Origin of the sequence: Shewanella seohaensis, assembly GCF_023283775.1 — a bacterium.
In the GTDB taxonomy this organism is placed as follows: domain Bacteria; phylum Pseudomonadota; class Gammaproteobacteria; order Enterobacterales; family Shewanellaceae; genus Shewanella; species Shewanella seohaensis.
In genome coordinates this window covers 217,615-242,890 of the sequence record NZ_JAKILE010000005.1, presented here as the reverse complement: position 1 = coordinate 242,890, position 25,276 = coordinate 217,615, and the positions used below count along the sequence as shown (strand labels likewise).

23 protein-coding genes are annotated in these 25,276 nt (G+C 47.8%); 14 read left to right on the top strand and 9 right to left on the bottom strand.

The genetic code is table 11. The features are described from left to right. Nucleotides 1-224 precede the first annotated feature (224 nt). The 3 genes from L2713_RS08175 to L2713_RS08165 all read right to left on the bottom strand — a co-directional run bounded on the left by L2713_RS08175 (nucleotide 225) and on the right by L2713_RS08165 (nucleotide 2,586). Nucleotides 225-752 carry a CbrC family protein gene (locus L2713_RS08175; protein WP_248967551.1) on the bottom strand — a complete coding sequence of 176 codons (528 nt, stop codon included), beginning with the start codon at nucleotides 750-752 and terminating at the stop codon, nucleotides 225-227. A gap of 175 nt (nucleotides 753-927) precedes the next feature. After that, on the bottom strand, nucleotides 928-1,350 hold the full coding sequence (locus tag L2713_RS08170; protein WP_109286537.1) for a VOC family protein: 423 nt from the start codon (nucleotides 1,348-1,350) through the stop codon (nucleotides 928-930). A 195-nt stretch (nucleotides 1,351-1,545) separates the two neighbouring features. Continuing rightward, nucleotides 1,546-2,586, bottom strand: coding sequence for an NADP(H)-dependent aldo-keto reductase (locus L2713_RS08165; RefSeq protein ID WP_011718176.1), 1,041 nt, complete (start codon nucleotides 2,584-2,586; stop codon nucleotides 1,546-1,548). 465 nt (nucleotides 2,587-3,051) lie between these two features. On the opposite strand from L2713_RS08165, the gene L2713_RS08160 reads away from it, so the two are divergent. The 8 genes from L2713_RS08160 to L2713_RS08125 all read left to right on the top strand — a co-directional run bounded on the left by L2713_RS08160 (nucleotide 3,052) and on the right by L2713_RS08125 (nucleotide 11,191). After that, nucleotides 3,052-4,422 (top strand): Na(+)-translocating NADH-quinone reductase subunit A, encoded by a 1,371-nt coding sequence (locus L2713_RS08160; protein ID WP_248967550.1) that lies wholly within the window; start codon nucleotides 3,052-3,054, stop codon nucleotides 4,420-4,422. Then, complete coding sequence (locus tag L2713_RS08155; RefSeq protein WP_126511856.1) at nucleotides 4,422-5,654, top strand: NADH:ubiquinone reductase (Na(+)-transporting) subunit B; 1,233 nt, start codon at nucleotides 4,422-4,424, stop codon at nucleotides 5,652-5,654. Before L2713_RS08160 ends, L2713_RS08155 begins: the two co-directional genes overlap by 1 nt. Further along, nucleotides 5,644-6,438: a Na(+)-translocating NADH-quinone reductase subunit C gene (locus L2713_RS08150; protein WP_248967549.1), complete on the top strand. Its 795-nt coding sequence runs from the start codon at nucleotides 5,644-5,646 to the stop codon at nucleotides 6,436-6,438. Before L2713_RS08155 ends, L2713_RS08150 begins: the two co-directional genes overlap by 11 nt. Further along, a complete protein-coding gene (locus L2713_RS08145; protein ID WP_011621547.1) occupies nucleotides 6,435-7,055 on the top strand; it encodes an NADH:ubiquinone reductase (Na(+)-transporting) subunit D in 621 nt (206 codons plus the stop codon). The genes L2713_RS08150 and L2713_RS08145 overlap by 4 nt, the downstream gene beginning before the upstream one ends. A gap of 9 nt (nucleotides 7,056-7,064) precedes the next feature. Beyond that, nucleotides 7,065-7,673: an NADH:ubiquinone reductase (Na(+)-transporting) subunit E gene (gene nqrE, locus L2713_RS08140; protein ID WP_011621548.1), complete on the top strand. Its 609-nt coding sequence runs from the start codon at nucleotides 7,065-7,067 to the stop codon at nucleotides 7,671-7,673. Nucleotides 7,674-7,724: 51 nt separating this feature from the next. Then, on the top strand, nucleotides 7,725-8,942 hold the full coding sequence (gene nqrF / locus L2713_RS08135; RefSeq protein ID WP_248967548.1) for an NADH:ubiquinone reductase (Na(+)-transporting) subunit F: 1,218 nt from the start codon (nucleotides 7,725-7,727) through the stop codon (nucleotides 8,940-8,942). 626 nt (nucleotides 8,943-9,568) lie between these two features. Then, nucleotides 9,569-9,886, top strand: coding sequence for a putative periplasmic lipoprotein (locus tag L2713_RS08130; protein ID WP_011718170.1), 318 nt, complete (start codon nucleotides 9,569-9,571; stop codon nucleotides 9,884-9,886). Nucleotides 9,887-10,006: 120 nt separating this feature from the next. Next, a complete protein-coding gene (locus tag L2713_RS08125) occupies nucleotides 10,007-11,191 on the top strand; it encodes a serine hydrolase domain-containing protein (protein WP_248967547.1) in 1,185 nt (394 codons plus the stop codon). Between the two features lie 136 nt (nucleotides 11,192-11,327). Here the strand turns inward: L2713_RS08125 and L2713_RS08120 are convergent, their stop codons facing one another. From L2713_RS08120 to yjjX, 3 genes are all read right to left on the bottom strand, one after another. Further along, entirely contained in the window at nucleotides 11,328-13,778 is a 2,451-nt protein-coding gene (locus L2713_RS08120; protein WP_248967546.1) for an ankyrin repeat domain-containing protein, read from the bottom strand. A 234-nt stretch (nucleotides 13,779-14,012) separates the two neighbouring features. Beyond that, complete coding sequence (locus tag L2713_RS08115; protein ID WP_248967545.1) at nucleotides 14,013-14,993, bottom strand: bifunctional helix-turn-helix transcriptional regulator/GNAT family N-acetyltransferase; 981 nt, start codon at nucleotides 14,991-14,993, stop codon at nucleotides 14,013-14,015. Between the two features lie 106 nt (nucleotides 14,994-15,099). After that, nucleotides 15,100-15,639: an inosine/xanthosine triphosphatase gene (gene yjjX, locus L2713_RS08110; RefSeq protein WP_248967544.1), complete on the bottom strand. Its 540-nt coding sequence runs from the start codon at nucleotides 15,637-15,639 to the stop codon at nucleotides 15,100-15,102. Nucleotides 15,640-15,895: 256 nt separating this feature from the next. On the opposite strand from yjjX, the gene L2713_RS08105 reads away from it, so the two are divergent. Beyond that, on the top strand, nucleotides 15,896-18,463 hold the full coding sequence (locus tag L2713_RS08105) for an acylase (RefSeq protein ID WP_248967543.1): 2,568 nt from the start codon (nucleotides 15,896-15,898) through the stop codon (nucleotides 18,461-18,463). 443 nt (nucleotides 18,464-18,906) lie between these two features. After that, nucleotides 18,907-20,199, top strand: a complete 1,293-nt coding sequence (locus L2713_RS08100; protein ID WP_248967542.1) for a serine/threonine transporter — start codon at nucleotides 18,907-18,909, stop codon at nucleotides 20,197-20,199. 59 nt (nucleotides 20,200-20,258) lie between these two features. Here the strand turns inward: L2713_RS08100 and L2713_RS08095 are convergent, their stop codons facing one another. Then, the gene (locus L2713_RS08095; RefSeq protein WP_248967541.1) at nucleotides 20,259-20,702 is read right to left on the bottom strand and encodes a GNAT family N-acetyltransferase; all 444 of its coding nucleotides are present in this window, start codon (nucleotides 20,700-20,702) and stop codon (nucleotides 20,259-20,261) included. 219 nt (nucleotides 20,703-20,921) lie between these two features. Between L2713_RS08095 and L2713_RS08090 the strand changes: the two genes are divergently transcribed. Together L2713_RS08090 and L2713_RS08085 are read left to right on the top strand one after the other, a co-directional pair. Further along, on the top strand, nucleotides 20,922-21,218 hold the full coding sequence (locus L2713_RS08090; RefSeq protein ID WP_248967540.1) for a DUF4234 domain-containing protein: 297 nt from the start codon (nucleotides 20,922-20,924) through the stop codon (nucleotides 21,216-21,218). Between the two features lie 161 nt (nucleotides 21,219-21,379). Continuing rightward, on the top strand, nucleotides 21,380-22,702 hold the full coding sequence (locus L2713_RS08085; RefSeq protein ID WP_089067050.1) for a dicarboxylate/amino acid:cation symporter: 1,323 nt from the start codon (nucleotides 21,380-21,382) through the stop codon (nucleotides 22,700-22,702). Nucleotides 22,703-22,757: 55 nt separating this feature from the next. Here the strand turns inward: L2713_RS08085 and L2713_RS08080 are convergent, their stop codons facing one another. Beyond that, nucleotides 22,758-23,174: an META domain-containing protein gene (locus tag L2713_RS08080; protein ID WP_248967539.1), complete on the bottom strand. Its 417-nt coding sequence runs from the start codon at nucleotides 23,172-23,174 to the stop codon at nucleotides 22,758-22,760. A gap of 70 nt (nucleotides 23,175-23,244) precedes the next feature. Between L2713_RS08080 and L2713_RS08075 the strand changes: the two genes are divergently transcribed. Beyond that, complete coding sequence (locus L2713_RS08075; RefSeq protein ID WP_248967538.1) at nucleotides 23,245-23,499, top strand: hypothetical protein; 255 nt, start codon at nucleotides 23,245-23,247, stop codon at nucleotides 23,497-23,499. Between the two features lie 15 nt (nucleotides 23,500-23,514). Here L2713_RS08075 and L2713_RS08070 read toward each other — a convergent pair whose 3' ends face one another. After that, the gene (locus L2713_RS08070; protein ID WP_248967537.1) at nucleotides 23,515-24,528 is read right to left on the bottom strand and encodes a GGDEF domain-containing protein; all 1,014 of its coding nucleotides are present in this window, start codon (nucleotides 24,526-24,528) and stop codon (nucleotides 23,515-23,517) included. A 173-nt stretch (nucleotides 24,529-24,701) separates the two neighbouring features. Here L2713_RS08070 and L2713_RS08065 point away from each other — a divergent pair, with 173 nt between their 5' ends. Next, nucleotides 24,702-25,250 carry a GNAT family N-acetyltransferase gene (locus L2713_RS08065; RefSeq protein WP_248967536.1) on the top strand — a complete coding sequence of 183 codons (549 nt, stop codon included), beginning with the start codon at nucleotides 24,702-24,704 and terminating at the stop codon, nucleotides 25,248-25,250. Nucleotides 25,251-25,276: the final 26 nt, after the last annotated feature.

Below are 25,276 nucleotides of genomic sequence, written 5' to 3'. Positions count from 1 at the left end.
AGTCCGAAATTGATGATAAGCCATTATTGTTATTGGTTAAGGTTCAGCCGTTAGTCGTATCGGGAAGCGCATATCCCTGTTGAAATGAGCTAAAGCCTGCGCCTGCGTCAGGCAACCTGAGTCGCTGATGCAGGCCAATTCGCTTTAGCCTTATCTAATCCACAAACTGACCTTAATTGATTTACATTGACCGAGTCTAGTTAACTTTTAGTTATAAAACTGGCTCAGTGGCAATCTAAGGTAAAAATCGCTTGCTGGCAGTGGCGGCACTTAAACTTGTAGATGGCCGGATTGCCACCCTTTTGGTAGCTAGACAAGAGTTTTTGCCATAGGTCATGGTTGGGCATGTATTCGGCTAAAAAGTCTTCTAATGCTTCGCCCTGCAAGGCTTGTAAATCAGTGAGTTCGGCATCGCCATGAAACTCGCAGGCATCATTACAGTGGGATTGCCAGACTTCCTGTTGCCATGAGACATACCCCGGTGTTCTTTCCGCCACTTCCTTCACGATGGCGAGATCCAGCCCCGCGTCGAGCAGTGGGTAATCGTCGACAAAATGGCCATTAAATTTGTCTGCGGCGCTACCATCGGCAACGCACCAAGGGCAAATCGCTTCAATATTGTCCCTGCAATACATTCCTGAGCTGCAGATAAATCCCCGTGCTTGGCCGCAGCATTCGCAGGTCGCATCGCTTGCGATCACGGCGCCAGTATCAAGGGGATGAGGGTGATAAGTAAACTGAGGGAAATCCATTTCAACTCCTAAGTGAGAAATAACGCGATTAAATCGCCAAGCTGATTATCATTGAGCGGAGTGGTTGATTCAATAGTTTATTCAATGAGATAAGCACTTGGCTGGTACTCGCAGCATCACTTAGTGAACGCTTATTGTGTTTTTTACTTGGCTATCGGCTAAGTCTTTTACACTGTTATTGGCATCTTTTGGCCATGGGATGATTCGGGCTCAATTGCAATAAATCCCAACGGTTGCCATAGAGGTCCTCGAACACGGCAACGGTGCCGTAATCCTGCTCCTGCGGCTCACGAATAAAGCGGATCCCAATGGACTGCATATAGTGATAATCGCGCCAAAAATCATCGGTATTTAAAAATAGAAACACTCGGCCGCCAGCCTGATTCCCGATAAAGGGTGCTTGCTCTGGTTTAGAGGCCTTGGCTAACAATAAGGCGGTGCCACTGGAATTGGGTGGGGCTACCACGACCCAACGCTTATCTTGCTCGGGTTGATAGCTGTCTTCAATCAACTCGAATTTGAGTTTATTGACATAAAAATCAATCGCCTCATCGTAATCTCTTACAACGAGTGCGATATGGACAATGGCCTGTTTCATCTTGAGTGCTCGACTTTTACTGTCTGATAAATCGCTATTGTATGGCTATCGCTGCGGTTAGGGTACCGCTGCGATGGACAATCAATCTGTGACTCAAGTGAGTGGCACTTTGGCCACTCACTTTAGAGGCTTATTTAAAAACGCAATGTAACAGCTCATTGTTAGCGTTCTCTTTTTAGAGCAAAGAGCTAAGAGCTAAGGGCAGGGCAATCTAAATTGATCTGAGAGGGCATTTAGACGGCTGAGTAACTCGGGGGAGAGGCTGACTTTTAAGCTGTCGATATTCTCTTTCAGCTGGTATAAATCGGTGGCGCCAATGATGTTTGAGCCAACAAATTTACGTGAGTTAACAAAGGCTAACGCCATTTGCGCGGGTGAGAGATTAAACTCGCGGGCTAAGTCTACGTAGGCAGCCGTGGCATCGAGTGCCATTTGCGAGCCTGTGTAACGGGCGAAGCGTTTAAACAGGGTTAAGCGCGCACCTTCTGGCCATTGGTTATTGCAATATTTGCCGCTCAAAGCACCAAAGGCCAAGGGCGAGTAGGCCAGCAGTGGCAACTCTTCGCGGTGGCTGATTTCACTCATGCCGACCTCAAAGCTGCGGTTGAGCAGGTTATAGGGGTTTTGCACTGTCACAATGCGCGGCAGACCATGTTTTTCCGCCAGTTGCAGGTACTTCATCAGTCCCCAAGGGGTTTCGTTCGACACACCGATATAGCGCACTTTACCTTGGCGAATGACTTCGGCGAGGGCTTCAAGGGTTTCGAGGATTGGCGTTTGCTGCTCAATCTCTTGCTCGTCGTAAAATAATTCCCCGAAGAAGTTGGTATTGCGATCCGGCCAATGTACTTGGTAGAGATCGATAGTATCGATTTGTAGGCGTTCGAGTGAGGCATCGACCGCTTGGTGGATATTGTTCCAGTCCAGCGCCATATTCTTGCGAATATAGTCACTCTTACCACCCGGTGCGGCAATCTTAGTGGCGATCACTAGGTCATCACGGTTGCCACGGGCTTTAATGTATTGGCCCAAAATACGCTCGGTTTCCCCTTGGGTTTCCGGCTTGGGCGGCACAGGGTACATTTCCGCAGTGTCAATAAAGTTGATGCCACTGCCGATGGCGTAGTCTAGCTGTGCGAAGGCTTCGGCTTGGGTATTTTGTTCACCCCAAGTCATAGTGCCTAAACAGATTTTGCTCACCTCGAGATTAGAATGCGGTATGCGTCTGTATTCCATCTATTTCTCCTACGGAAACTATCTTAGTCCGAGGCTATCAAGCTTTTGCTGTAAAGCAAAGGTTAATAGGGCGTCAAACATTTTACTGCAGTAAAAATAACCAACGCTCGAAAGTCGGGAACCGCAGTGAAGTTGCGGGGCTGGCACAGTGGATTGCACACGAACTCGCCACCAACTTAGTGTTTTACGCCTTTGTCAAAAATTTTGGCTGAAAGGAGAGATTTTTGTCAGTTTTTATCTAGTTAAGTCGTAACTAAATCAGAAACACAGGAATTATGAATTATTTGTTATAAAACTACATTTGCAATTTTGTGCTGCAATTGATGTGAATCTATGTCACAAAATGGCGCGAATTTACGTATATTACTTACGAAATTGCGGCGGAATGTGACGCCAATATCGGATTATCTGTTTACAAACATCTACCCTAAATTTATCTAAAAATTTTCATGGTTGATATTTGTGATGGCAGATTTTTCAAACCAAGTTATAACGATCAAAAAAGGCCTCGACTTGCCGATTTCGGGTGAGCCTAGGCAGATCATCGAACCCGGTAACAGGCCATCCCAAGTGGCCTTGTTGGGTGAGGAGTATGTTGGCTTAAAACCGACTATGTTGGTGGAAGTCGGCGATAAGGTCAAAAAAGGCCAACCTTTGTTTGAAGATAAAAAAACAAAGGGCGTGCTGTTTACCGCTCCTGCCAGTGGTGAGATTGTTGCAATCCACCGTGGTGAACGTCGGGTGTTGCAATCCGTGGTGATCCGCTGCAATGGCTTAGACGCCGATGAGCAGATCCGTTTCGACATTCACACCGATTTGCAGGCCTTATCTGCGGATGTGGTTAAAGCGCAACTGGTTAAGAGCGGCCTGTGGACGGCGCTGCGTACCCGCCCTTTCTCCCGCGTTCCCGCACTCGATACCAAACCCGCAGGCATTTTCGTGACGGCGATGGATACCAATCCACTCGCCGCCGATCCTCGATTGATTATTGCCGAGCAGAGCGACGCCTTTAAGGCGGGCTTAGCGGTACTGAGCCATTTAACCGAAGGCAAGGTTTACCTCTGCCAAGATAAGGGTGAGACCTTAGTCGGCGCCGACTTACCTAAAGTGCAAGTGCGCCGTTTTACTGGGGTACATCCCGCCGGATTAGCCGGGACTCACATTCACTTTACCTTACCCGTCAGCATTGAACGTCAGGTGTGGCATATCGGCTATCAAGACGTTATCGCCTACGGCAAGCTGTTCCAAACCGGTGAGCTTTATACCGACCGCGTTGTGGCGCTGGGTGGCCCGAGCGTGCTTAACCCGCGTTTACTGCGCACTCAGTTAGGGGCAGAGCTGAGCGCCTTAGTGGCTGACGAAGTGAAACCCGGTAACAACCGTGTGGTATCAGGCTCAGTGTTATCAGGCCATACCGCGAGGGGCGTACATGACTTTTTAGGTCGCTTCCACAACCAAGTATCGGTTCTCGCCGAAGATGCGCAGCACCAAGTATTGCCTTGGGTGCGTGGCGGTTCGGACAAGTTTTCTATCACCCGTGCGGTGACTTCCCGTTTATTTGGCCTGACCAAATCCTTCGAATTTACCACGCATCAGGGCGGTTCTCACCGCGCCATGATGGCCTTTGGTCAGCTCGATCGCGTAATGCCTTTAGATATTTTACCCACTCTGCTAGTGCGTGACTTAGTGGTGCGAGATACCGACGAAGCACAAGCGTTAGGCGCATTGGAGTTAGATGAAGAAGATTTAGCCCTGTGTACCTTTGTGTGCCCCGGCAAGTATGACTTCGGTAAAGAGTTACGTGCCTGTCTAGATGTTATTGAGAGGGAAGGTTAATGACGACACAACCTAAAAAACCTGATTTACAGGACGCCCCTGATTTGCAGCAAGAGTATTACGCCACGGGTAAATCGATGAAGGGCTTTGTGCGCTCATTGGTGATCGCCAGTGGTCGCAGCACTAAAGGACAAGTACACGTACGTGACGCCATTGACGTAAAACGTACCATGACCTTAGTGGGCCTTTGTTTATTACCCGCCATTTTATTTGGCTTATATAACGTAGGCTTACAGGCTCAGCTCGCACTAGCAAGTGGCCTAACGACGCCAGAAACCTGGAAACTCGCGCTGTTTAATGCCCTAAGTGGTGGCTTAAGTGCCGAGACGGGCGTGATTGGCCTGTTCCTCTATGGCTTAAGTTTTTATCTGCCGATTTACTTAACGGCCTTGCTGACCAGCCTGTTCTGGGAAGTGGTGTTTGCCAAGGTGCGTCGCCAAGAATTGCACGAAGGCTTCTTCGTCACTGCCTTGTTATTTACGCTGATTTTACCTGTTTCGATTCCACTCTGGTTGGTGGTAATGGGGATTAGCTTTGGGGTGGTGATTGCCAAAGAGCTGTTTGGTGGCATGGGATATAACTTCCTTAACCCCGCATTAGCAGGTTTGGCGTTTATCTATTTTGCCTATCCTTCTGAAGTGTCAACCGTTAAACAACTGGTTGCTGTAGATGGCTTTTCAGGCGCGACTGCCTTAGCGCAAGCCGCAGCCGGTAAGCTGCAATTTGCTGATTACGCTTGGTACAGCGCCTTTAGCGATCCTAACTGGTGGAATAATTTCTTCGGCTTTACCGTGGGCGCGATTGGTGAAACCAGCACACTTGCTGTGTTGCTCGGTGGGTTATTGCTGCTTATCACCCGTTTAGCCGACTGGCGCATCGTGGTGGGCGTGATGTTGGGCATGATTGCCACTGCAACCTTGTTCAATGTGATTGGTTCAAGCACTAACCAGATGATGGCAATGCCTTGGACATGGCACTTAGTCACGGGCGGCTTTGCTATCGCAATGATGTTTATGGCGACCGATCCTGTAACGACTTCTTATACCCGCCAAGGCAAGTTTGCCTACGGCGCCTTGATTGGTTTTATGACAATCCTTATCCGTGTGGCTAACCCCAAAATGCCAGAAGGCGTGATGTTAGCCATCCTGTTCGCCAACCTGTGGGCACCGCTGTTCGATTATCTGGTGGCCCGTGCCAACATCAAACGGAGAGTAAAACGTCATGGTATTTAAGAAAGATACTGTGGTGGGGACCATGATCTTCACCATCACGCTCTGCCTTTTGTGCTCCTTTATGATTACTGGCACCGCAGGCGTGTTGAAAGAGCGTAAGCTCGCAAAAAAACGCGATGAGTTACAACGTTATGTGTTGATGGCGGCCGATGTAAATATTGGACAAGGCAATGAGTTTAGAGAGATTTTTACTAAATCCGTTAAGCCATTATTGATTAATCTCGACACAGGCAAAGTGGACTCTGATGCCAATGTACTCGACTTTGACGAGCGCATGGCGGCGATTAACCCAGAAACCTCAAGCGCCCCTAAAAAGGATATCGCCAAAATCAAGACCCGCGCCAACGATGCCCGCGTGTTTAAGGTGTTCGATGACAGCGGCAAGTTATCCAGCGTGGTCGTGCCTTTCTACGGTAAAGGACTGTGGTCGATGATCTACGGTTACGTGGCCGTCGAGCCTGACTTTAATACGATTAAAGGCATGGTGGTTTACGAGCACGGTGAAACCCCTGGTATCGGTGACTTTGTGACTGACCCACATTGGTTATCCCTGTGGAAGGGTAAACAACTCTTTGATGAAAAAGGCAAGTTTGCGATGCGCCTCGTGAAAGGCGGCGCCAAAGAGGGTGATATCCACGGTGTTGATGCTGTGAGTGGCGCGACCATGACCGGCCGTGGCGTGCAGCGTGCAATGGAGTTTTGGTTTGGCGTCGAGGGTTTCCAAACCTTCTTCAACCAATTAAAAGCATCGGCTGAACAAGGTGAGTTGGGAGGTGCAAAATGAGCAACAGTTTATCCATGCGGGACATGCTAGCAGGCCCTGTATTTGCCAATAACCCAGTGGCGATGCAAGTGCTGGGCGTATGTTCGGCGCTGGCGGTGAGTAACTCCATGCAGACGGCCGTGGTGATGACACTGGCGGTGACCTTCGTACTGGTGTTCTCAAACCTTATCATCTCCGCCATTCGCAACTTTATCCCTAACAGTGTGCGGATTATTGCCCAGATGACGGTCATTGCCTCCTTGGTGATTATTGTCGACATGGTATTGCAGGATGTGGCTTACGAGCTATCTAAGCAACTCTCTGTATTCGTTGGGTTAATTATCACTAACTGTATCATCATGGGTCGCGCAGAAGCCTTTGCGATGAAGTATCCACCTCACTTAGCCGTGGTCGATGCCGTAGGTAACGCGGCGGGTTATGGCTTGGTGCTGATCAGTGTGGCCTTTGTGCGTGAGTTGTTAGGCACGGGCAATCTGTTTGGGCATAGCGTGTTGACTACGGTTGAAAACGGCGGCTGGTACTTACCCAATGAGATGTTTAAGTTGCCCCCAAGCGCCTTCTTCCTGATTGGCCTGCTGATCTGGACCATTAACGTGATCCAGCGTAAACGCGGTTAAGGAGCGGATATGGAACACTATATTAATCTGTTTTTACAGGCCACATTCTTAGACAACATGGCGCTGTCGTTCTTCCTCGGTATGTGTACCTTCTTAGCCGTGTCTAAAAAGGTGTCGACCGCCTTCGGCTTAGGCGTGGCGGTTATCGTGGTGATGACCTTAGCCGTGCCTTTAAACCAACTGATCTATGTGAAGGTGTTAGCACCGGGCGCATTGGCGTGGGCGGGCATGCCTGGCATCGACTTAAGTTACCTGCAACTGATCACCTTTATCGGTGTGATCGCGGCCTTAGTGCAAATCCTTGAAATGTTTTTAGATAAATACATTCCAAGCCTGTATGACTCCCTCGGGATCTTCCTGCCACTGCTCACCGTAAACTGCGCGATTTTTGCCGGGGTGATCTTTATGGCTAACCGTGATTACAACTTTGCCGAATCGGCGGTGTTTGCCATGGGGTCGGGCACGGGTTGGGCGCTGGCGATTGTGATGCTGGCCGGGCTGCGTGAGCGGATGAAGTTTCATGCGATTCCCGAAGGCTTACAGGGGATTGGTATCACCTTTATTACCACAGGGTTGATGGCACTTGGCTTTATGTCTTTCTCGGGGATCTCGCTGTAACGCGTGACTGAGAAAGTGAAACCGCATTCTGTTTAGAAAAAGGGTTATCGAATGGAAATGGCAATAGGCATAGGCATGTTCACCTTAGTGGTGTGCCTACTGGTGATAGTAATCCTTATCGCCAAAAAGAAATTAGTGACTACCGGTGAGATCACTATCGGGATTAACGACGATGCCGAGAAAAGCATTAAAGTTGCCGCGGGCGACAAACTGCTTGGCGCTTTAGCGAGTAAGAATATTTTTATTCCCTCGGCCTGTGGCGGCGGCGGGACCTGCGGCCAGTGCCGAGTGAAGGTCAAATCGGGCGGTGGTGATATTCTGCCAACAGAACAAGGGCATATCACTAAAAAAGAAGCCAAAGAAGGCTGTCGTCTCGCCTGCCAAGTGGCGGTGAAAACCGATATGGAACTTGAGCTAGAGGAAGAAATATTCGGCGTGAAGAAGTGGCAATGTGAGGTGATCTCAAACGATAACAAGGCCACCTTTATCAAAGAGTTACTGCTAAAACTGCCCGAAGGTGAAGACGTACACTTTAAGGCGGGGGGCTATATTCAAATTGAAGCGCCTGCCCATGTGGTGAAATACGCCGACTTTGATATTCCGGCTAAGTACCGCGACGATTGGGAAAAATACGGCCTGTTCGACTTAGTCTCCACCGTGAATGAAGATGTGCTGCGCGCCTATTCGATGGCGAACTATCCCGATGAAAAGGGCCGCATTATGCTTAACGTGCGGATTGCCACGCCACCATCGGCCAATGTGCCACCGGGTAAGATGTCTTCTTACATCTTTAACCTTAAGACGGGGGATAAGGTGACCATCTCTGGCCCATTCGGCGAGTTCTTTGTGAAAGAAACCGATGCGGAAATGGTCTTTATCGGCGGTGGTGCGGGTATGGCACCGATGCGCTCGCATATTTTCGATCAGCTCAAGAGTAAAAAGACCAAGCGTAAGATGAGCTTCTGGTACGGCGCCCGCTCAACCCGTGAGGTATTTTACCAAGAAGATTTCGATGCATTAGCGGCTGAAAATGACAACTTTGTCTGGCATGTGGCACTTTCGGAGCCGTTACCAGAGGATAACTGGACCGGTTACACCGGCTTTATCCATAATGTGATTTACGAAAATTACCTTAAACATCATAAGGCACCAGAGGATTGCGAGTATTACATGTGTGGTCCTCCAATCATGAACTCCTCGGTGATCCGTATGCTCGAAAGCCTAGGGGTCGAACCTGAAAATATCCTGCTCGATGACTTTGGTGATTAAGCGGTAAGTTGAATAGAAAATCGCGTTAGGCAGGGCTAGTACAGCTGAGTCTAACGCGATTTTTTTTATAGGGCTTTTGATATCTAGCTAAAAGATTTTCCACTATGGCGGATTAAATAGCCCAGCATACGCTGACTTTCAGTGGTGTAAGACGGCATATGAAACCCACCATGCCAAATTGTTGAGCCTCAAACGAAGGCCAAAAACTTCTGGTAGTCAGGTTATTGCCTTGTCTTACAAAAGATATTCATTTATATCTCGATAAACTTAGTGATTAAGCACAGCCATTCCAGTGACACGCAGCAAGTACGTCCATGTATGCTCGACCGTGACATCCATGTCACGGACGGCCACTTCCATATCTGCGCTTAATCCTGCTGACCACAGCGTATCCTCTTAGCTTGAATATGCCTCAAATTTGTCTTTTCTTTGTAAAATTTAACAATGGGTGTCTCAATAGATTTATTACTTGAACCTCAGTCAAAAGATTTAACCTTAGTCAATTCAGCTTAAGTTTCTTTAGTTTACGAGCGGAATTTCGTAAGTTGAATCGTCTTATCTAAGTACTTATGCCTATAGGTATTATTTAATCATGGATTCAACCGTTTGTAGGATAGGAGGTTCGTTTGAAAAGGCTAGCCATAGCATTACTTATCAGTTTCTCCCTTAGTGCATGTTCTTCACTCAATGAAGTTAAATTAGACGCTCAATCGGCACCCAGTTATATCGGCGAAAAAGTCAAAGTCACCACTGTATCGGGTAAACAGGTGGAATTTACCGTCGAAAGAGTGACTGATCAGCAGATTGAGGGAGAAGGAAAAGAAGTCAAAATTGAAGAGATACAAACATTGGAGGTTGAAGAGTTTAGCCCGCTAAAATCGATATCACTCACAGCGGGTTTATATATGTTGGGTGCGGTAATTATTGCTGTTGTGGTGTTATAACGAATTATCAATTGCTTCCTAACTGGCACTCCAAACCTCAAGTCACACTTAAGGTGTGCTTGTGATAAGCTGGCCGCTTTCTAATCAGGCAGTATTTGCTAATTAAGTTAAGGATAACCCATGCGTTTGAGTGTTATTGGCTCCCTGCTATCGGGGCTGTTATTACTCCCAAGTGCCAATAGTGTTGGCGAGTCGCTTGAAACTGCGATTGTGTCGGAAAGCGTGCAAGGCGGTCAGTCAGTTAAGCTTGAAAGCCAAACTGCATCTTCAGCATCTAAGCTTGGGGAGATTAAGAGCTTAATCCAAGCGGCGATAATGGATTCGCCGCAGCCATTTAGTGGTAGCGTTATTCTGCTTGAAGAGGGGAAACCACTGCTTGAATTACAAAAGGGTGAAGGTATCAATCAAGATTCGCGTTTTGTGATGGCATCGCTCTCGAAACAAATTACCGCAACGCTAGTGTTGCAAGCACTCGATGCGGGAAAACTCGATTTAAATCAAACGCTAAATCATTACCTTTTTGGCGGTCTTGACGCGGAATCTAAGGCGCTAAAAGCCATTGATGCGGGCACTCATGTGGGGGATTTGAATCCCAACCGTTATGATGAGCGCATTACTTTGCACCAACTGCTGAACCATACATCGGGTGTTGCCAGCATTGGACAGGCCAATCGCTTCGAGCCGGGTAGCCAATTTGAATACTCTAATTTGGGTTATTCACTGCTTGGGCAAGTGCTCGAGAAGGTGAATCATCAATCCTTTACCGAGCAGGTGACACAATTTGCTGCGCGATATCAACTTAATGGCTTAAGTGCCGAGCAGGGAAGTCTTGAGGCGATTCAAGCCAAAGTGCCTAGCTTGGCGGTGGGATTGCAGGAAGGCGAAGTGATTGCCCCTGCTGAGCTGGTGATTGATGAAGCGTTATTGCCCGCAGGGGGATTAATTGCCTCGACGGCTACTTATGCCGACTTTCAGCAGCAATTACATGCTGGCAAGTTGTTAAGCCCTGAAAGTTATCAGCGGATGACCACTGCGTATATCGAGTTGCCATTTTTGTGGCCGAATATGCGCTATGGTTATGGGATAAGGATCAATAAGGACAATGACTTGGTCGAATATAGCCATACGGGGTATGTTTCGGGTTATATGTCGATGACGCTACATTATCCTGAATTTAATCTGGACTTAGTCATGCTGGAAAACCTCTCCTTAAACCTTAACGACCGTAACCGGGTATTTGAACTGCATAATCAAATACGCCAAATCATTCGTAGTCAGTTGCTTGCTAAAGCTTTTAAGGCTTAAGACTTGCCATTATGTTGGCTAATAGCCATCCAAGTGTGCAGGTGCGAAGGTAGGCCTAACTTCGAAAGCATAAAGCCCCTTTAAGTGACGATATAAAAGGGGCTTTATCTTGGGTTGCTAGCTAAGGTGCTAACTGTTACCAAAAGCGCTTTCTTAGCGCGGTTTCGATTTCAATTTCAACCCTAAAGTATTGCAAAATTGTCCAAACAGAATCGACTAAGGCTTCGGTAAGTGCGGGATAATCATCCCCGATAACCTTGTTGATTTCATCAACCATTTCATCGAGATAGTCCTGAACCCCTTCTTCAAATTCGGCTTTTGTCGCTTGATTGCGGAAAAAGCTAAAGTTGTCGAGCTTTTCAATCAATAGTTCGACCTGTTCTTTAACCGAGTTTAACTGTTGAGCCGTGATGCTTGGATCGCTGGCTATCGGCTTAAAGAAATGCAGCACTCTGTTTTTGAGATCAAACAGCGTCGGGATTTTGCTTCTATCCACCGCCGCATCACTGACCTCTAATCTAGTTTTATGAGTATGTGCATGTTTTGGTGCCTCCACATGGGTTGTGCCACATTCAAGCGTAAGCGATGCGACTTCTGGCTTCGCTACGTTATGGTCGATAACTGTGGGTGCTGCTGGGATTTCACGCCCTAGCTTCTGTAATAGCCGACGTTGGAAATAACTTTGTGGTTGAGCTTTACTCAGAGCTTGCTCAAGTTGGGACTCACTGTAGGGGACGATTTGCAGTAGTACTTCGAAAATCTCTTTATATTCCTGCTCCATCGTCACGCTTAGCGGGCTATTACCGACACTATTAGTTACGGTTAAGTCAGCGCCATATTGCTGCAACAGTCTTAAGATCCGCACCGCCGTTGACTCAAAGCGAGGAAACTCAATAGAACTGCCGCCCATCACGGCGCAAAGGGCGGGGGTGGTGTCTTCGGCATTGATGGCATTGGGGTTGGCGCCATGTTCGAGTAACACTTCAGCACAGGATTGTGCGCCGTAATAGCAGGCACACATCAGTGGTGTAAATTGTTCATCTACTGAGAATTCTTCAATTTTGGCTCCGTGGCGCAGTAATCGTTCCACGGTATTACGCCGCATCGGGCCAGTGATTTGATCCCACCAGTAGGTCGAAATCGCCTTGTGCAATATGGGCGAATTATCGTGACCGCAATGGGTGAAAATATCTCCGCCTTGGTTAATCAGCCATTCAAGTACTTGGGTTCGACAGGCGATGGCCGCAGCGGACACATAGTTAGTGTTGTAGATATTGGTAAGGCTTAAATCGAGTCCTTTGGTGAGCAGATATTCCATCACTTGGATAAGTGTGGCTTGATCTTCTTTACCCGAACCACGTTGGCAAATAGTCAGCAAGCTTGGTTCATCCACCGCACCAAATTTTTTATTGATATCCATACCATATTTTATGAAGAGGTCGAGAAACTCCGGTAGAAAGGTTTTCTTCTCGACCATTGGATAAACCAATAGTCGCAAGTTCGACCAGGCCAACATTTCGTAGGGTTTACCCGCATTCATAAACACGGAATTTGGATTCGCGCCATATTTGAGCAACAGCTCTAGTGCTTGGTAGATATACTCCCGTTTATTCACATCGGTAAATTGGGCGTTATCAATAAATTGGTTGAGCACGGGTGAATGGTCGGCATCAGGCGGTGTCATCCTATAGATGCGATTGATATCGACGGTCGCCTTAATCAATTTTTCGATAATGCTGAGGTCAAATTCTGAGGTCAATGCCGCATAGAGCAAACTTTTCGCGTGGGAGTCGGCCTTGAGCTGCGAATAATGATCTAGCAGATATTCAGTGTATTCTTGCGCTTTTGCGTAGACACAGAGTTCGAGTAAATTGGCGTCATCCCAAAAGCTGCTATCGTTGGCCATAATATAACGAGACTTTTTATACTCAGGATAGCGTTTTACTAATGGTTCGAAGGTTTCAACTCCCCAAAAATCGCTGGAAAGAATAATCTCTTCTATCAGGCTTAATTGGCCAATGTCCAAATAAATGTCTTTATTAATAATATGTAAAAAGACTTCTTTACTGCGATCTGCATAAAGGATTTCTAAGGGATGATTTAACTCGCCATTGGTCCAAAAACTCACCGAATGATTGATATCCAGTCCCTGCTCCAGCAGCAGATCTAGCATAGCGATGCGCTGATTATCTTGATAAATATATTGTGGGTTAGGGTGGTATAAGTAGTTTAACCAGCAGTTATTATATTGATTTTGGTAGTAAAGATTAGCGCCAGCCTTGAGGTAGAGCTTTACCAATTCAGGATTATTAAATTCAAGTGCAGAGTGTAAGGCACTAAAACCATTACATTCAATTTGAGCGCCATTATCCAGCAGATATTGTATCAATTCGAGGTCGGATTCAGGACTACGAGAAAGCGGGACTAACACATTACAGGGGGAAGTATCGGGATCAATAAAATTAATATCACCGCCATTGGCGAGGTACTTTGTTATTTTTTGTATTTTCTTGGTCGTCGACAATTCGTTATCTAAACATATTTCCCGCAGAGTGAGGTTATTATCACCAAAAATCCAATTTAGCATGGGCTTCCCTAATTATTTAACAATAATGCAGCAAATTCATCTAGATAAATATCATTTTACCGGATGAAAAAGAGGCCTAGTTTAATACAGGTGCTGAATAAAAAACTATGCGAATTAGGAGGGATAACAACAGACTTGGTCGAATTTGGGCATAAATCACAACACATTATTCAATGAGTAAATTACTCATTTACGGGTTCAGCAGGCCTATGGCCTGCTGATATTGGCGAGTGGTTATGGGGTTTGCTCGGCGTGCAGTGGTAATAGCATTGGGATTTCACAGGCGTCGTGGCCAGTATTACCAAGTGGGGCGCTTAGGTAGTTAAACCCTAAGTGTTCGTAGAGTTTTAGGGCCTCTTTGAGCAATGCGGTGGTTTCGAGATAGCAGCTCTGATAACCCGCTTCACGGGCGAAGTCTAAGGCCTGCAGCGCTAAACGCTTGGCTAAGCCTTTACCGCGGATCTCAGGCATAAAGTACATTTTTTGCAGCTCACAAATACCTTCATTGTTAGCCAGTGGCGCTATGCCTGCGCCGCCAACCACTTGGCCTTCATGTTCTATCACCCAGTATTGGGCGCCCGGCTGCGAATAGATTTGGCTTAAACAATCTAAGGTTGGGTCAGCAACGCTATAGCCTTTATCCGCGGTTAAGCCGTATTCGGCGGAAACCGCGCGGATCACTTGGGCAATGGCGGCATCATCGGCGGCGGTGGCTTCACGGATAAGATAACCCGATTGTTGTTTGGCTTTATGTATGGCTTGGTTGTATTGCATTAGGGCTTGCTCGATTTGTTGAATTTGCTCTGGGGTCAGCTGAGCCAAGATTTCTTGAAAGAGTTGATTTTGCTGGCTATCTAATTTTGCGAGCAGCTTTTTACCCGCAGGAGTCAGTTGTACGACGAGGCAGCGATTATCCCGCGGATGCATTTGGCTCTGGGCGAGGTTTTTATCGACTAAGTGTTTGATTGCACGGCTAGCATTGGATTTATCTATGCTCAGTTTGCAGGCGAGTTCCTTAATGGTTTGCGGTTGATTGCCTATCTCAAACAAGGCATGGGCCTGTACTGGGGACAGAGGTAAATCGCCAAAGGCCGCATTGAGCATGCCTAAGTGTCTGACCATATAGCGGGAAAGGTGTCTCAGTTGGCTAGATGAGCCGGGATCATTTGCCATAGTCGGATTGAATGCCATCAGGGTTAACCAAAGTTGAGCCATGCAGCACTTGTGTGGGCTGGCAGTGGCTCAGTTCGAATCATTTAGTTGCAAGTTACAACGAAATTAGCGGGCTTTGCTCGGCTTTGCAATATTTCATTAACAAAATTTAAGGGTACATCTCAGGATTTAAAAACGGCGCCATGGCGAGGATGATCGCTTGGGTGTAATTGCTCTCACGGGTGGCGTGGCCGTGGGTGAGTAGGCCTATTGCGCCACCTTTTTGTTTAATGTTAACCGTATTAAACAGTCTATCCATCACATGACCCAACTCTTCACCCGCCTCGAGCGCCTGATAGACCTGCATAGGTAGTGGCAACAAGGCGCCTCGGCCAATGCTCAAACGGGCTTGGTGGGCAATCGCAATATAGGCGAAGGTCGCAGGACCAAACTCGAAACAATCGACGCCGCCTTCCATCGCAAAGTAATAATCCGCTTCAACGTGTTGCTGGCAATAGTGGACACGGTTGATAGCCCCTTGGCGGGTGTCGCTATCTGTCATTGGCTGCGCGGGCACGCCGGATGGCGCATCCATACCTTGAGTTTGGATCTCATAGTCGGGGAAGAGCAGCGCCATAGCATTGGCCGCCGCGTTAATTTTGACGGGGTTTTTCGAACCGACGATCACTTTGATAATGTTTTGTTGCATATAAGTTATTTATTTTGGTTTTTAATGTGGACGCTCGTTTGAATCATTGCTTAAATGGTCGGAGGTGTCTCGCCTCTGGGTTTTCTATTTTGCCATATTCATCGCCTTGGCTCAGTAAAAAAGCGAATGTATGGGGAGCAAATAGCCAGAGTCGTGCATCAGGAAGCGACATACGACTATTGCTCCTTCAGTCAATTAGCTGATTTAAGCAGTAAAGCTATGTCATTGAAGGAACTAAAATTAAGAGATAATAATAATGAAATTCAACAAACTCATGATCGCGATGGGGATGGCCTGCGGCGTTATGCTCACAGGCTGTAACGACAGCGAAGATAGCACTCCACCTACCGAACCTGAAACCCAGCTGCAAACCTTTGCCCCCAACGGCTTACTCAAAGTCAATATTCGTCGAACTACCTACGGTGTGCCCCATATCCAAGCCGATAACTTAGAAAGCTTAGGTTTTGGTAGCGGTTACGCGCAGGCGCAGGACAACCTCTGCGTGCTCGCCGATGGTTTTATTAAGGCCAACTCCCAACGCTCTATGTACTTTGGTCCCCATGCGTCGATTGATTTCACCACAGGGCAGCCCACCTCAGAAGACAATGGCAACTTAATCTCCGACTTTGCCTATAAAGCCTTAAAAATCCGTGAGCAAGCTGAGGCCAAGTGGCCACAGTTTAGCGAGCGCTCCCGTGCATTAATCCAAGGTTTTACCGCGGGTTATAACCAATACCTTGCCGATGTTGAGGCGGGTAAACAAACCGCCGAACCTTTCTGTGGCGGTCAACCGTGGGTGAAGCCCATTGTGCCAGAGGATGTGGTCACTTATCTGTTTTCCATCGCCCTATTACCCGGCGCGGCTAACTTCCTCGATTTGATTTTCTACGCCAACCCAGGGGATGGGCAGGAGTACATGCCACGCATCGTCGGACCTGCACCAAGCCAAGAACAAACCGCGTTTGTCAGCGATATGCAGTCTAAGTTGCTTGCCCGTGCGGCGCGCATTACCACACCCGAGACCAATCCTCGGGATTTAGGCTCTAACGGTTGGGGTTTGGGTAAAGATAAGACCGAAAATGGTCGCGGCATGGTGCTAGGCAATCCGCATTTCCCACACACGGGCAACCTGCGCTTCTGGCAATCGCACATTACTATCCCTGGCCAATTGGATATGATGGGCGGCTCGCTGGTGGGCATGCCAGGCCCTATCAACATTGGGTTTAACAAAGACTTAGCTTGGACTCATACCTTCTCAACCGCCGAACATTTTGTGATGTATAACCTCGAGTTGGTCTCGGGCGACAGATTGCAATACCTGTTTGATGGGCAGCCGATGCCGATCAATAAAGAGACAGTGTCTATCTTAGTGAACGCCGGCCCCGCTGGCATGTTAGTGGCCGAAAAGGATATTTATACCACGGCAAAAGGACCTATGGTCGAGGCGCCACCTTCGCTTGCACCTTTTGGTTGGGATGATGGCAGTGCCTTTATGATCCAAGATGCCAACATGGCAACTATGGATCCGGTCGATCATTGGCTCGCCATGAACTTAGCGACTAATAAAGACGAATTCCAACAAGCCTTTAAAGATTACGATGGGGTAATTTTCAATAACACTATGTATGCCGATAAAGAGGGTAACGCCTTCTACATCGACGACTCGACCGTGCCCGGTCTATCCGAGGCGGCCGTAGTGGTGCTCAAGACTTCGCCCGATATTAAGGCGGCCAAGCAGCAGGCGGGCTTTACCATTCTGCCGGGGAATACCTCATTATTTAGCTTTAATGGCCCAACCCCTTATGAGCGTGCGCCTAAGCTTGAGCGTAGCGACTTTGTGCAAAACTCCAATGACTCCTTCTGGTCAACCAACCTGAATGAGCCGCTGACGTACTTCTCGCCTATGTATGGTCCAGAAGCCGGGCAATTATCGCTGCGTACTCGTATGGGCTTAACCTTAATGCAGGATGCGGCGGGTAGCGATGGCAAGTTTAATCTGGAAGAGTTAGAAGCCGCGGTATTGTCGAATCGCAGTTATTTAGCTGAGTTGGTATTGCCGGATTTGATTGCCCAATGTGAGGCGCAGGGCAGTACGCCTGTGGTGGTATCTGCGAGCTTATCTAAGGATCTCACCTCAGCCTGTGCAGCGCTCAAAGCCTGGAACGGTAAGCAAGATAACGACAGTAAAGGCGGCGCCTTATTGCGTGAGTTTGCCCATCAGTTCAGCCAAAAAACCATGCTGACCAAGGGATTCGACCCCGCGAATGCGGCGACCACGCCTAACACGCTCACCACCGACGGTAGCGCATTAGTGGCGCTTGCCCATGCGGCCTTGAATCTTGAAGCCGCAGGTTTTGCCTTAGATGCACCGCTAGGTGATGTGCAGTTTGTCGAGAAATCACTCCCCGATGGCACTGCCAGCGGCGCGCGTTTACCTTGGCCGGGCAGCCATAACGCAGAAGGTGGATTCAACGTATTTTCGACGAGCTTATCGGGAGATGACACTCTGATCCCGCAGCATAAGTACGCGCCTTTGATGGACGTTGTTACGGGTAAGGCGATGGCCTCAGGCATGACGGTCAAGGGTTACCAAGTGCGTTACGGCTCAAGCTGGATGATGGCGGTAAGCTTTACCGATGAAGGCCCTGTCGCGCGCGGCATACTCACCTATTCGGAGTCGAGCAACATACTGTCACCTTCCTTTACCGACCAAAGCAATCTGTATTCCAGCAGTAAGAGTTTCCGTCCTTTACTGTTTAAGGAAGCCGATATTGCCCCTGCGGTGATTTCGACTACAGAGCTGACACTGCAAAAAGCCCAGTAATGGCTGAGTTGTCGTTAATCGATAGGCCCACTTAGGTGGGCCTTTTTTATGGGCTTTCTCTGGCGCAGCGCTTGCTGTTTCAAAATGTAAAAATTTAACAATATGGAGGGTGATCTACTTCAAACTTTATTAGCACTTGATTGAGTTCTATCCCAATTGGGCGATTTTTGCGACTTAACGCCACTTTGGTTTTTTTATCGACGACATGCAGATGTCGCAACTTAGGTGCTTGGGTGAATTTACTGTGTCTTCTTGGTGATTTATTGTGATCGTTTTGATGCGTTATTGAAAATTTATTACGCCAAATCATGGATCTAGGTCGCAATATCCGTTTTATTTGAAATTTCATTACTTAAAATGGCGTTAGATCAACTTTTGCTAAAGCTTTTTCGCTATCCTTACGCCGAATTTTTTATGCGGTATCACCGTAAGGTAATTTTAATATGCAAAAAGATGCGATCAGTGTTCTCGAAACACCTCAAAGCACGCAAGAAAGCACAACAAGACACTTACCATGGACGCGCCAAGACACGACTTGGATGCTAAGTTTATTCGGCACCGCTGTGGGGGCGGGCATTTTATTTCTTCCTATCAATGCGGGCATGGGCGGATTTTGGCCCTTAGTCTTGATGGCCATTATCATCGGGCCTATGACCTATCTTGCCCACCGCGGCCTGTCACGTTTCGTATGTTCATCGAGCATTCCCGGCAGTGATATTACCCAAGTGGTTGAAGAACACTTTGGGATTGGCGCGGGCAAAGCGATTACGCTGCTGTATTTCTTAGCGATTTATCCCATTGTGTTGATCTACGGGGTGGGGATCACTAATACCGTCGACAGCTTTATCGTCAACCAGTTGGGCATGGCCTCTCCGCCACGTTTCCTGCTGTCTGGCGTGTTGATTTTCGGCATGATGTCAGTGATGGTTGCCGGTGAGCAATTTATGCTAAAAGTGACTCAACTGCTGGTTTATCCGCTGGTGGGCATTTTGGCCTTTATGTCCATCTATCTGATCCCAGAGTGGAAAATGGATGCGCTGCAAGTCGTGCCAGACACCGGCGCCTTTTTAGGCACCGTATGGTTAACCATTCCAGTATTGGTGTTTGCCTTTAACCATTCTCCGGCGATTTCGCAATTTTCGGTTTCCCTTAAGCGTGACCATGGGGCGAATGCGGCTCGTAAGGCCGATGTGATCCTGCGTAACACCTCGATGATGTTAGTCGGCTTTGTGATGTTATTCGTGTTCTCCTGCGTCTTGTCACTGTCGCCAGAGCAGTTGGCTGAAGCGAAGGCGAAGAACCTGCCAATTTTATCTTACCTTGCGAACGTGCATGACAGTGGTTTTGTCAGCTACTTCGGGCCTTTCATTGCGTTTGTGGCGATTGTGTCTTCTTTCTTTGGTCATTACATGGGCGCAACAGAGGGCATGAAGGGCATTATCGTTAAGCAGCTGCGCTCAAGTAACAAACAAATCAGTGAGAACAAGCTGAACAAGTTTATCTTAGTGTTTATGTTTGCCACGATTTGGGCTGTTGCGATTAAAAACCCAAGTATTTTGGGGATGATTGAGGCGCTGGGCGGCCCGATTATTGCGGCGATTTTGTACTTAATGCCAATGTATGCCGTGTACAAAGTGCCGGCGCTGAAGGCTTACCGTAACCGCATCAGCAACGTGTTTGTGATTATTGCGGGCCTACTGGCGATGACCGCCATTCTGTTTGGCTTGTTAAGCTAAGATTGGAATTAAAAGCGGTTTGAAACGAAAGGATCGGGTTATGCCCGATCCTTTTTTTATTACTTCTCTTCGTACATCAGATAGTAACTTTGCTTCATCCCTAGCGCTTGGTAGGTTTGCTGAGCGGCGGTATTTTCCTGCTCCACATAGAGACGGAAACTCGCGGCGCCACCATTGGCCTCGGCCAGTTGTTTTACCTCAGCATAGAGCTTGCCATAAATCCCCTGACGGCGATTCTGTGGACGAATATAAACGCTTTGGATCCAGTAATAATCTTTGGCGCGCCAGTCGCTCCACTCGAAGGTCACCATCAGCGAACCGACAATTTCGCCATCAATCTCGGCTACCAGATAAAAACCTTTCTCAGGGTGATTCAGTAGGGTATTAACGCCTTTAATCAGGGTCATTTCGTCTAAGGCGAGGCCTTCGGTTTCCTGCGCCATTGCCTGATTAAATTGAACTAGGGCGGTGAGATCTTGCACTTTAGCTTTACGGATCAACATATAACAACTCCTCGGCGGTTAGTACCTCTACCGCTCTTGTGTATGGGGATGACGCTTATGCATCGGCTTTATTCGGCGGCACACTTTAGCACGGAACAGTTTAGAAGAACGAGTGAACAGCGTTTCAAATCCTGCTTTAATCTCGGCTAATTTTTGTACGACTAAAGTCTAATCTGCTAGGCTTGAATAAGGTTTTCACCCTAAGGGAGTGGTGCGATTATGGCATTCGTAAAATCAACTCGTCGCTTTAAGCCAAAAATTTTACAACCCTATGATGTGCAAAAAGATCTTCAGATTAATCACGCCATGCACTTTATGCTCACCTTAATCACCTTTGGGCTATGGGGGCTGGTTTGGTGGTATTTGATCCTCAAATCACAGGGGGATAATCAGTCACTTTTCAGCGGTTTTGATGATGACTATTGGAGCTACCTTATCGAGTGCGAGCAGCCGCCCGCATCCCTTTATCGCCAACGTTTTGCCGCCTCGGCCAATTCGGTGCAATTTGAGGCCTAGGCTTTGCCTTAGCTGGATTTTGCAGCGGTTGGCATCAACGTGATATAGATCATCCTTAGAATTTTATCCCTTATGTTAGACTCGGCGGCTGGCTAATTTAAGTTAGTCCCGCCAAGGATAAGGCTCAGCCCTATCATCATTTCAAACTCAAGGTTATAAACATGTCAAAACATAGGTCATCAGCCCTAGGCCGGATCTGGTCTTCCTGGATGTCAGTGCCCCTGTGGCTGCAAATTTTCGTTGGTATGGTGTTGGGGATTGCGGTGGGCGTCAGCTTAGGTGAGCAGGCTTCTTACCTGAAACCTATTGGCACCCTGTTTGTGAATACCATCAAGATGCTGATTGTGCCTTTAGTGTTTTGTTCATTGATTGTCGGTGTGACCTCAATGGAAGACACCGCCAAAATGGGCCGAATTGGTTTTAAATCCTTTGCGTTTTACCTCTGCACCACCGCGATTGCGATCAGTTTAGGTTTAGCCGTGGGCTATGTGGTGCAACCCGGTGCGGGCGTGCCTTTACTGCAACACGAAGCGGTACAAACGGCGAAAGAAGTGCCTTCGGTGATGCAAACCCTGATTGACATAGTCCCTACCAATCCTGTTGCCGCCTTGGCGAGTGGCCAAATCCTGCAAGTCATTGTGTTTGCTGTTGCGCTTGGGATTGCCTTGGTCTTGATTGGCGACCATGGAAAGCCTGCTATCAAGGTGTTTGAAAGCCTTGCCGAGGCCATGTACAAGCTCACCGACATGGTGATGAAGCTTGCTCCTTATGGGGTATTTGGTCTGATGGCATGGGTCGCGGGCGAGTATGGCATCGATATGCTGTGGCCGCTGATTAAAGTAATTATTGCCGTATATATTGGCTGTATTATCCACGTGTTAGGCTTCTACAGCATAGTGCTGCGCCTATTTGCCAAGCTAAATCCACTGCATTTTTTCAAGGGGATCAGCAATGCGATGGCGGTGGCATTTACCACCTCAAGTTCGGCGGGTACCTTACCGGCAAGCATGAAATGTGCGAGCGAATATCTCGGGGTCAATAAGAAGATCTCTAGTTTTGTGTTGCCCTTAGGGACCACCATCAATATGGATGGTACGGCCTTGTATCAAGGCGTGACCGCGCTGTTTGTGGCGCAGGCCTTTGGTATTGATTTAACTTGGGTCGACTATCTAACGATTATTTTAACCGCGACCTTAGCCTCAATCGGCACCGCGGGGGTGCCGGGCGCAGGCTTAGTGATGTTGACCTTAGTGCTTTCGACCGTTGGCTTACCCTTAGAAGGCGTGGCCTTGATTGCGGGGATTGACCGTATTCTCGATATGGCACGTACTGTGGTAAACGTTTCTGGTGACTTAGTGGCAACGACTGTGATTGCTAAGTCGGAAGATGAGTTGGATGTTGAACATTACAATGCCGACATGGTGCAGAGCGCTATGATTGCCGAGCAAAATGCCGCGAGTGAAAACGCCGCGACGAAAAGTTGATTCATTGAATAATAAAAAACCGCCAACTAGGCGGTTTTTTATTATCGAAGCGAGCTTATTTAAGCTGGCTTAGGACGAGGACGGGCTTATCATCGCTGCTAAGCAGAGTTAAACGACCTTGCACTAACTTGGCCTTAGCGACTAACGGCAGGGCTTGCATCACTTTATGCTCCTGCTGCATCAGCGCATCGACGCAGGCCTTCATCGTGCTGCCGCCAGGAATGATTTTTAGCTCCTGCCCCTGCTGGCTATATTGGCCAAAGAAGTTGTTGCAGCTGTTATTGCCAGAGAGTTTACCTTCATCGGCAAAGGTGATTTGCGCTGGGCTGTAATCCACAGAGGGTTGCCCTTGAACGGCTTCAATATGCCAGCTTCCCTGTAATGGCACTGTGTCCTGATTGGCAACGTCTGTGCTCTGACATGCGGTTAAACCAAAAAGTAATGCGCTTAATAGAAATGTTTGTTTTAACATTGTCTCAGTTCCTTTTTCCGTATTCATGGCCATAGTGTACAAGTTTAGCGGGAGATAAAAAGAGGTTTATATGATAGATACCATTAAAAGCACTATGAATTTATTGAAGTTTTTACATTGGTTAGGTGTTTTGATGTTAGTTTGTGGACTTGGGATCTATATGTTGACCCAATGGAGTCTAGAAATCAGCGGTATGTTATTGATCTCAAGTCTCATAGGTTTAGGGTTGGTGCTGATGTCTCCCTATCCCGTGGTGCTCTTTATCCAATGGGCGAAGCGTCAGGATGAGCTGACTAAAAACGAATTGCCTAAGCATAAAGACTAATTGCCTGTATAGAGACTAGAGCTCGGCCGAGTCGGCGGCGGGATTATCGTACAGCTTGGCATCGAACTTGAGCGCTTGATTCGCTGGCGTTGGTTCAGGCTCGGGCTGCATGGATTTGAGTTTGCTGCGCGCGTCCTCCATCATGGGCGCTAACTTGGCCGTCGATTCGGGGGTAAAAAAGCTGTAACTGGCATCGAGCTTGAGATGGTGATTTTGCTGCTCTAATTGTTTTTCGACCCGCTTCATAATGTGCAATATATCGCGCTCACTATCGACAAAGGCTAACACCACAAACTGGGTTGCGCTGAAATGGGCGGCCACATCGGCGGTGCGAATGGTATCTTGGACTAAATTGCCCAGCAGCCTGTGGTGTTTCTCTTCTAAGCTGTTTTCTGAGGTGTTTGCCTCAATCAACTCGAAAAAAAGAATTCCCGCGTGGGCGCCAAAACGGCGGCCGAGATTGAGCTGCCTTGGTGCCATCATCATAAAGCCATAATGGTTGAGCATGCCGGTTTCTTGATCGCGCATCGACAGAGATTCGATTCGATGGTTTTGACATAGCAGGGACAATTCCTGCTGCAGCAGAATTTGAAAGGGCTCCAGCATGGCGCTGTTGTTTAAGGGATCTACCATGTGGGGATTTAACACGCACAGCGAGCCAAATTGACTGCCGTCGGGCCAAGCGATAGGGCGGGAGAGAATATGTTGAATACCATCAAAATCCCGTGGCAATTCATCGAGCATAAAACGGCCGAGATTAAGATAATCCCCTTCCGCAGGGCTATGTTTAAGTTGTTCAAACAGGGGGAAGTCGCTCGCAAACAAAGTGCCTGAGGTAAACAGCGGTGTTTCGCTCACCGAACTGACAATCACTTCAAACCCAGACTGAGTCATTTGCAGCACAAACACGCTGGTGGCGCTGTAGTAGCTTTTAATCAACTCACATTGGTGCATCCAGCGACCGAGATTGACTTGCTGGTGATCGCTATCGAGTAGGCTGACATTGGGGTTGATGGTTTCGGGCAACATGGTGGCGCCTAATGGGCAAAAAATATGCCTTAAGTTTGGAAAACAACAGGATAATTTGCAAATCAATGGGCTAAAAAAACACCATTTTTTGTGCATCTATTATTGGGATGATTGGTGACTCCTGTATACTGGCGCGCCGCCAACCAGATTACTCGCCAAATTGAGTGAAGATAATGACAGTGAATATACGTCCAGCTACGACGCAAGATATTGATTCCTTAGTTGTATTAGAAAGGACTTTCCTCAACGATGAACTGGCGTCTTCGGCGATGGGGTTGGAGGGGCAAGCATTCGGCCGTAATGAGCTGACCGAATTAGTCACTCGGCATTGGGTGGTAGTGGCCGAAGATAAAGGGCGAATTATCGGTTATGTGATTGCCGGGCGCTGGGCGTTTTTCACCACTTGGCCTATGTACCGCACACTCCTCAACCGCTTGGCTAAGGCCGAGTGGGATGGCCCTAGATTAACGCAGCAGAACAGTTGCCAATATGGCCCGATTTGGATTGATCAACATTACCGAGGTCAGGGAGTTTTTGCGGCCTTAGTGAAGGGGATTTTTCAGCAAATTGCCCCTCATTTTGCTTATGCGGTGACCTTTATCGCGGAGGACAACGAGCGTTCCTTTGCCGCCCACACCCAAAAGGCTGCAATGCAAGTGGCTGATTTTTTTACGGTTTCAGCAAGAGATTACTATTTAATGGTGGCTCGTACTCAAGCCTAGTGAACACTCATGTTTACACTTGTTCT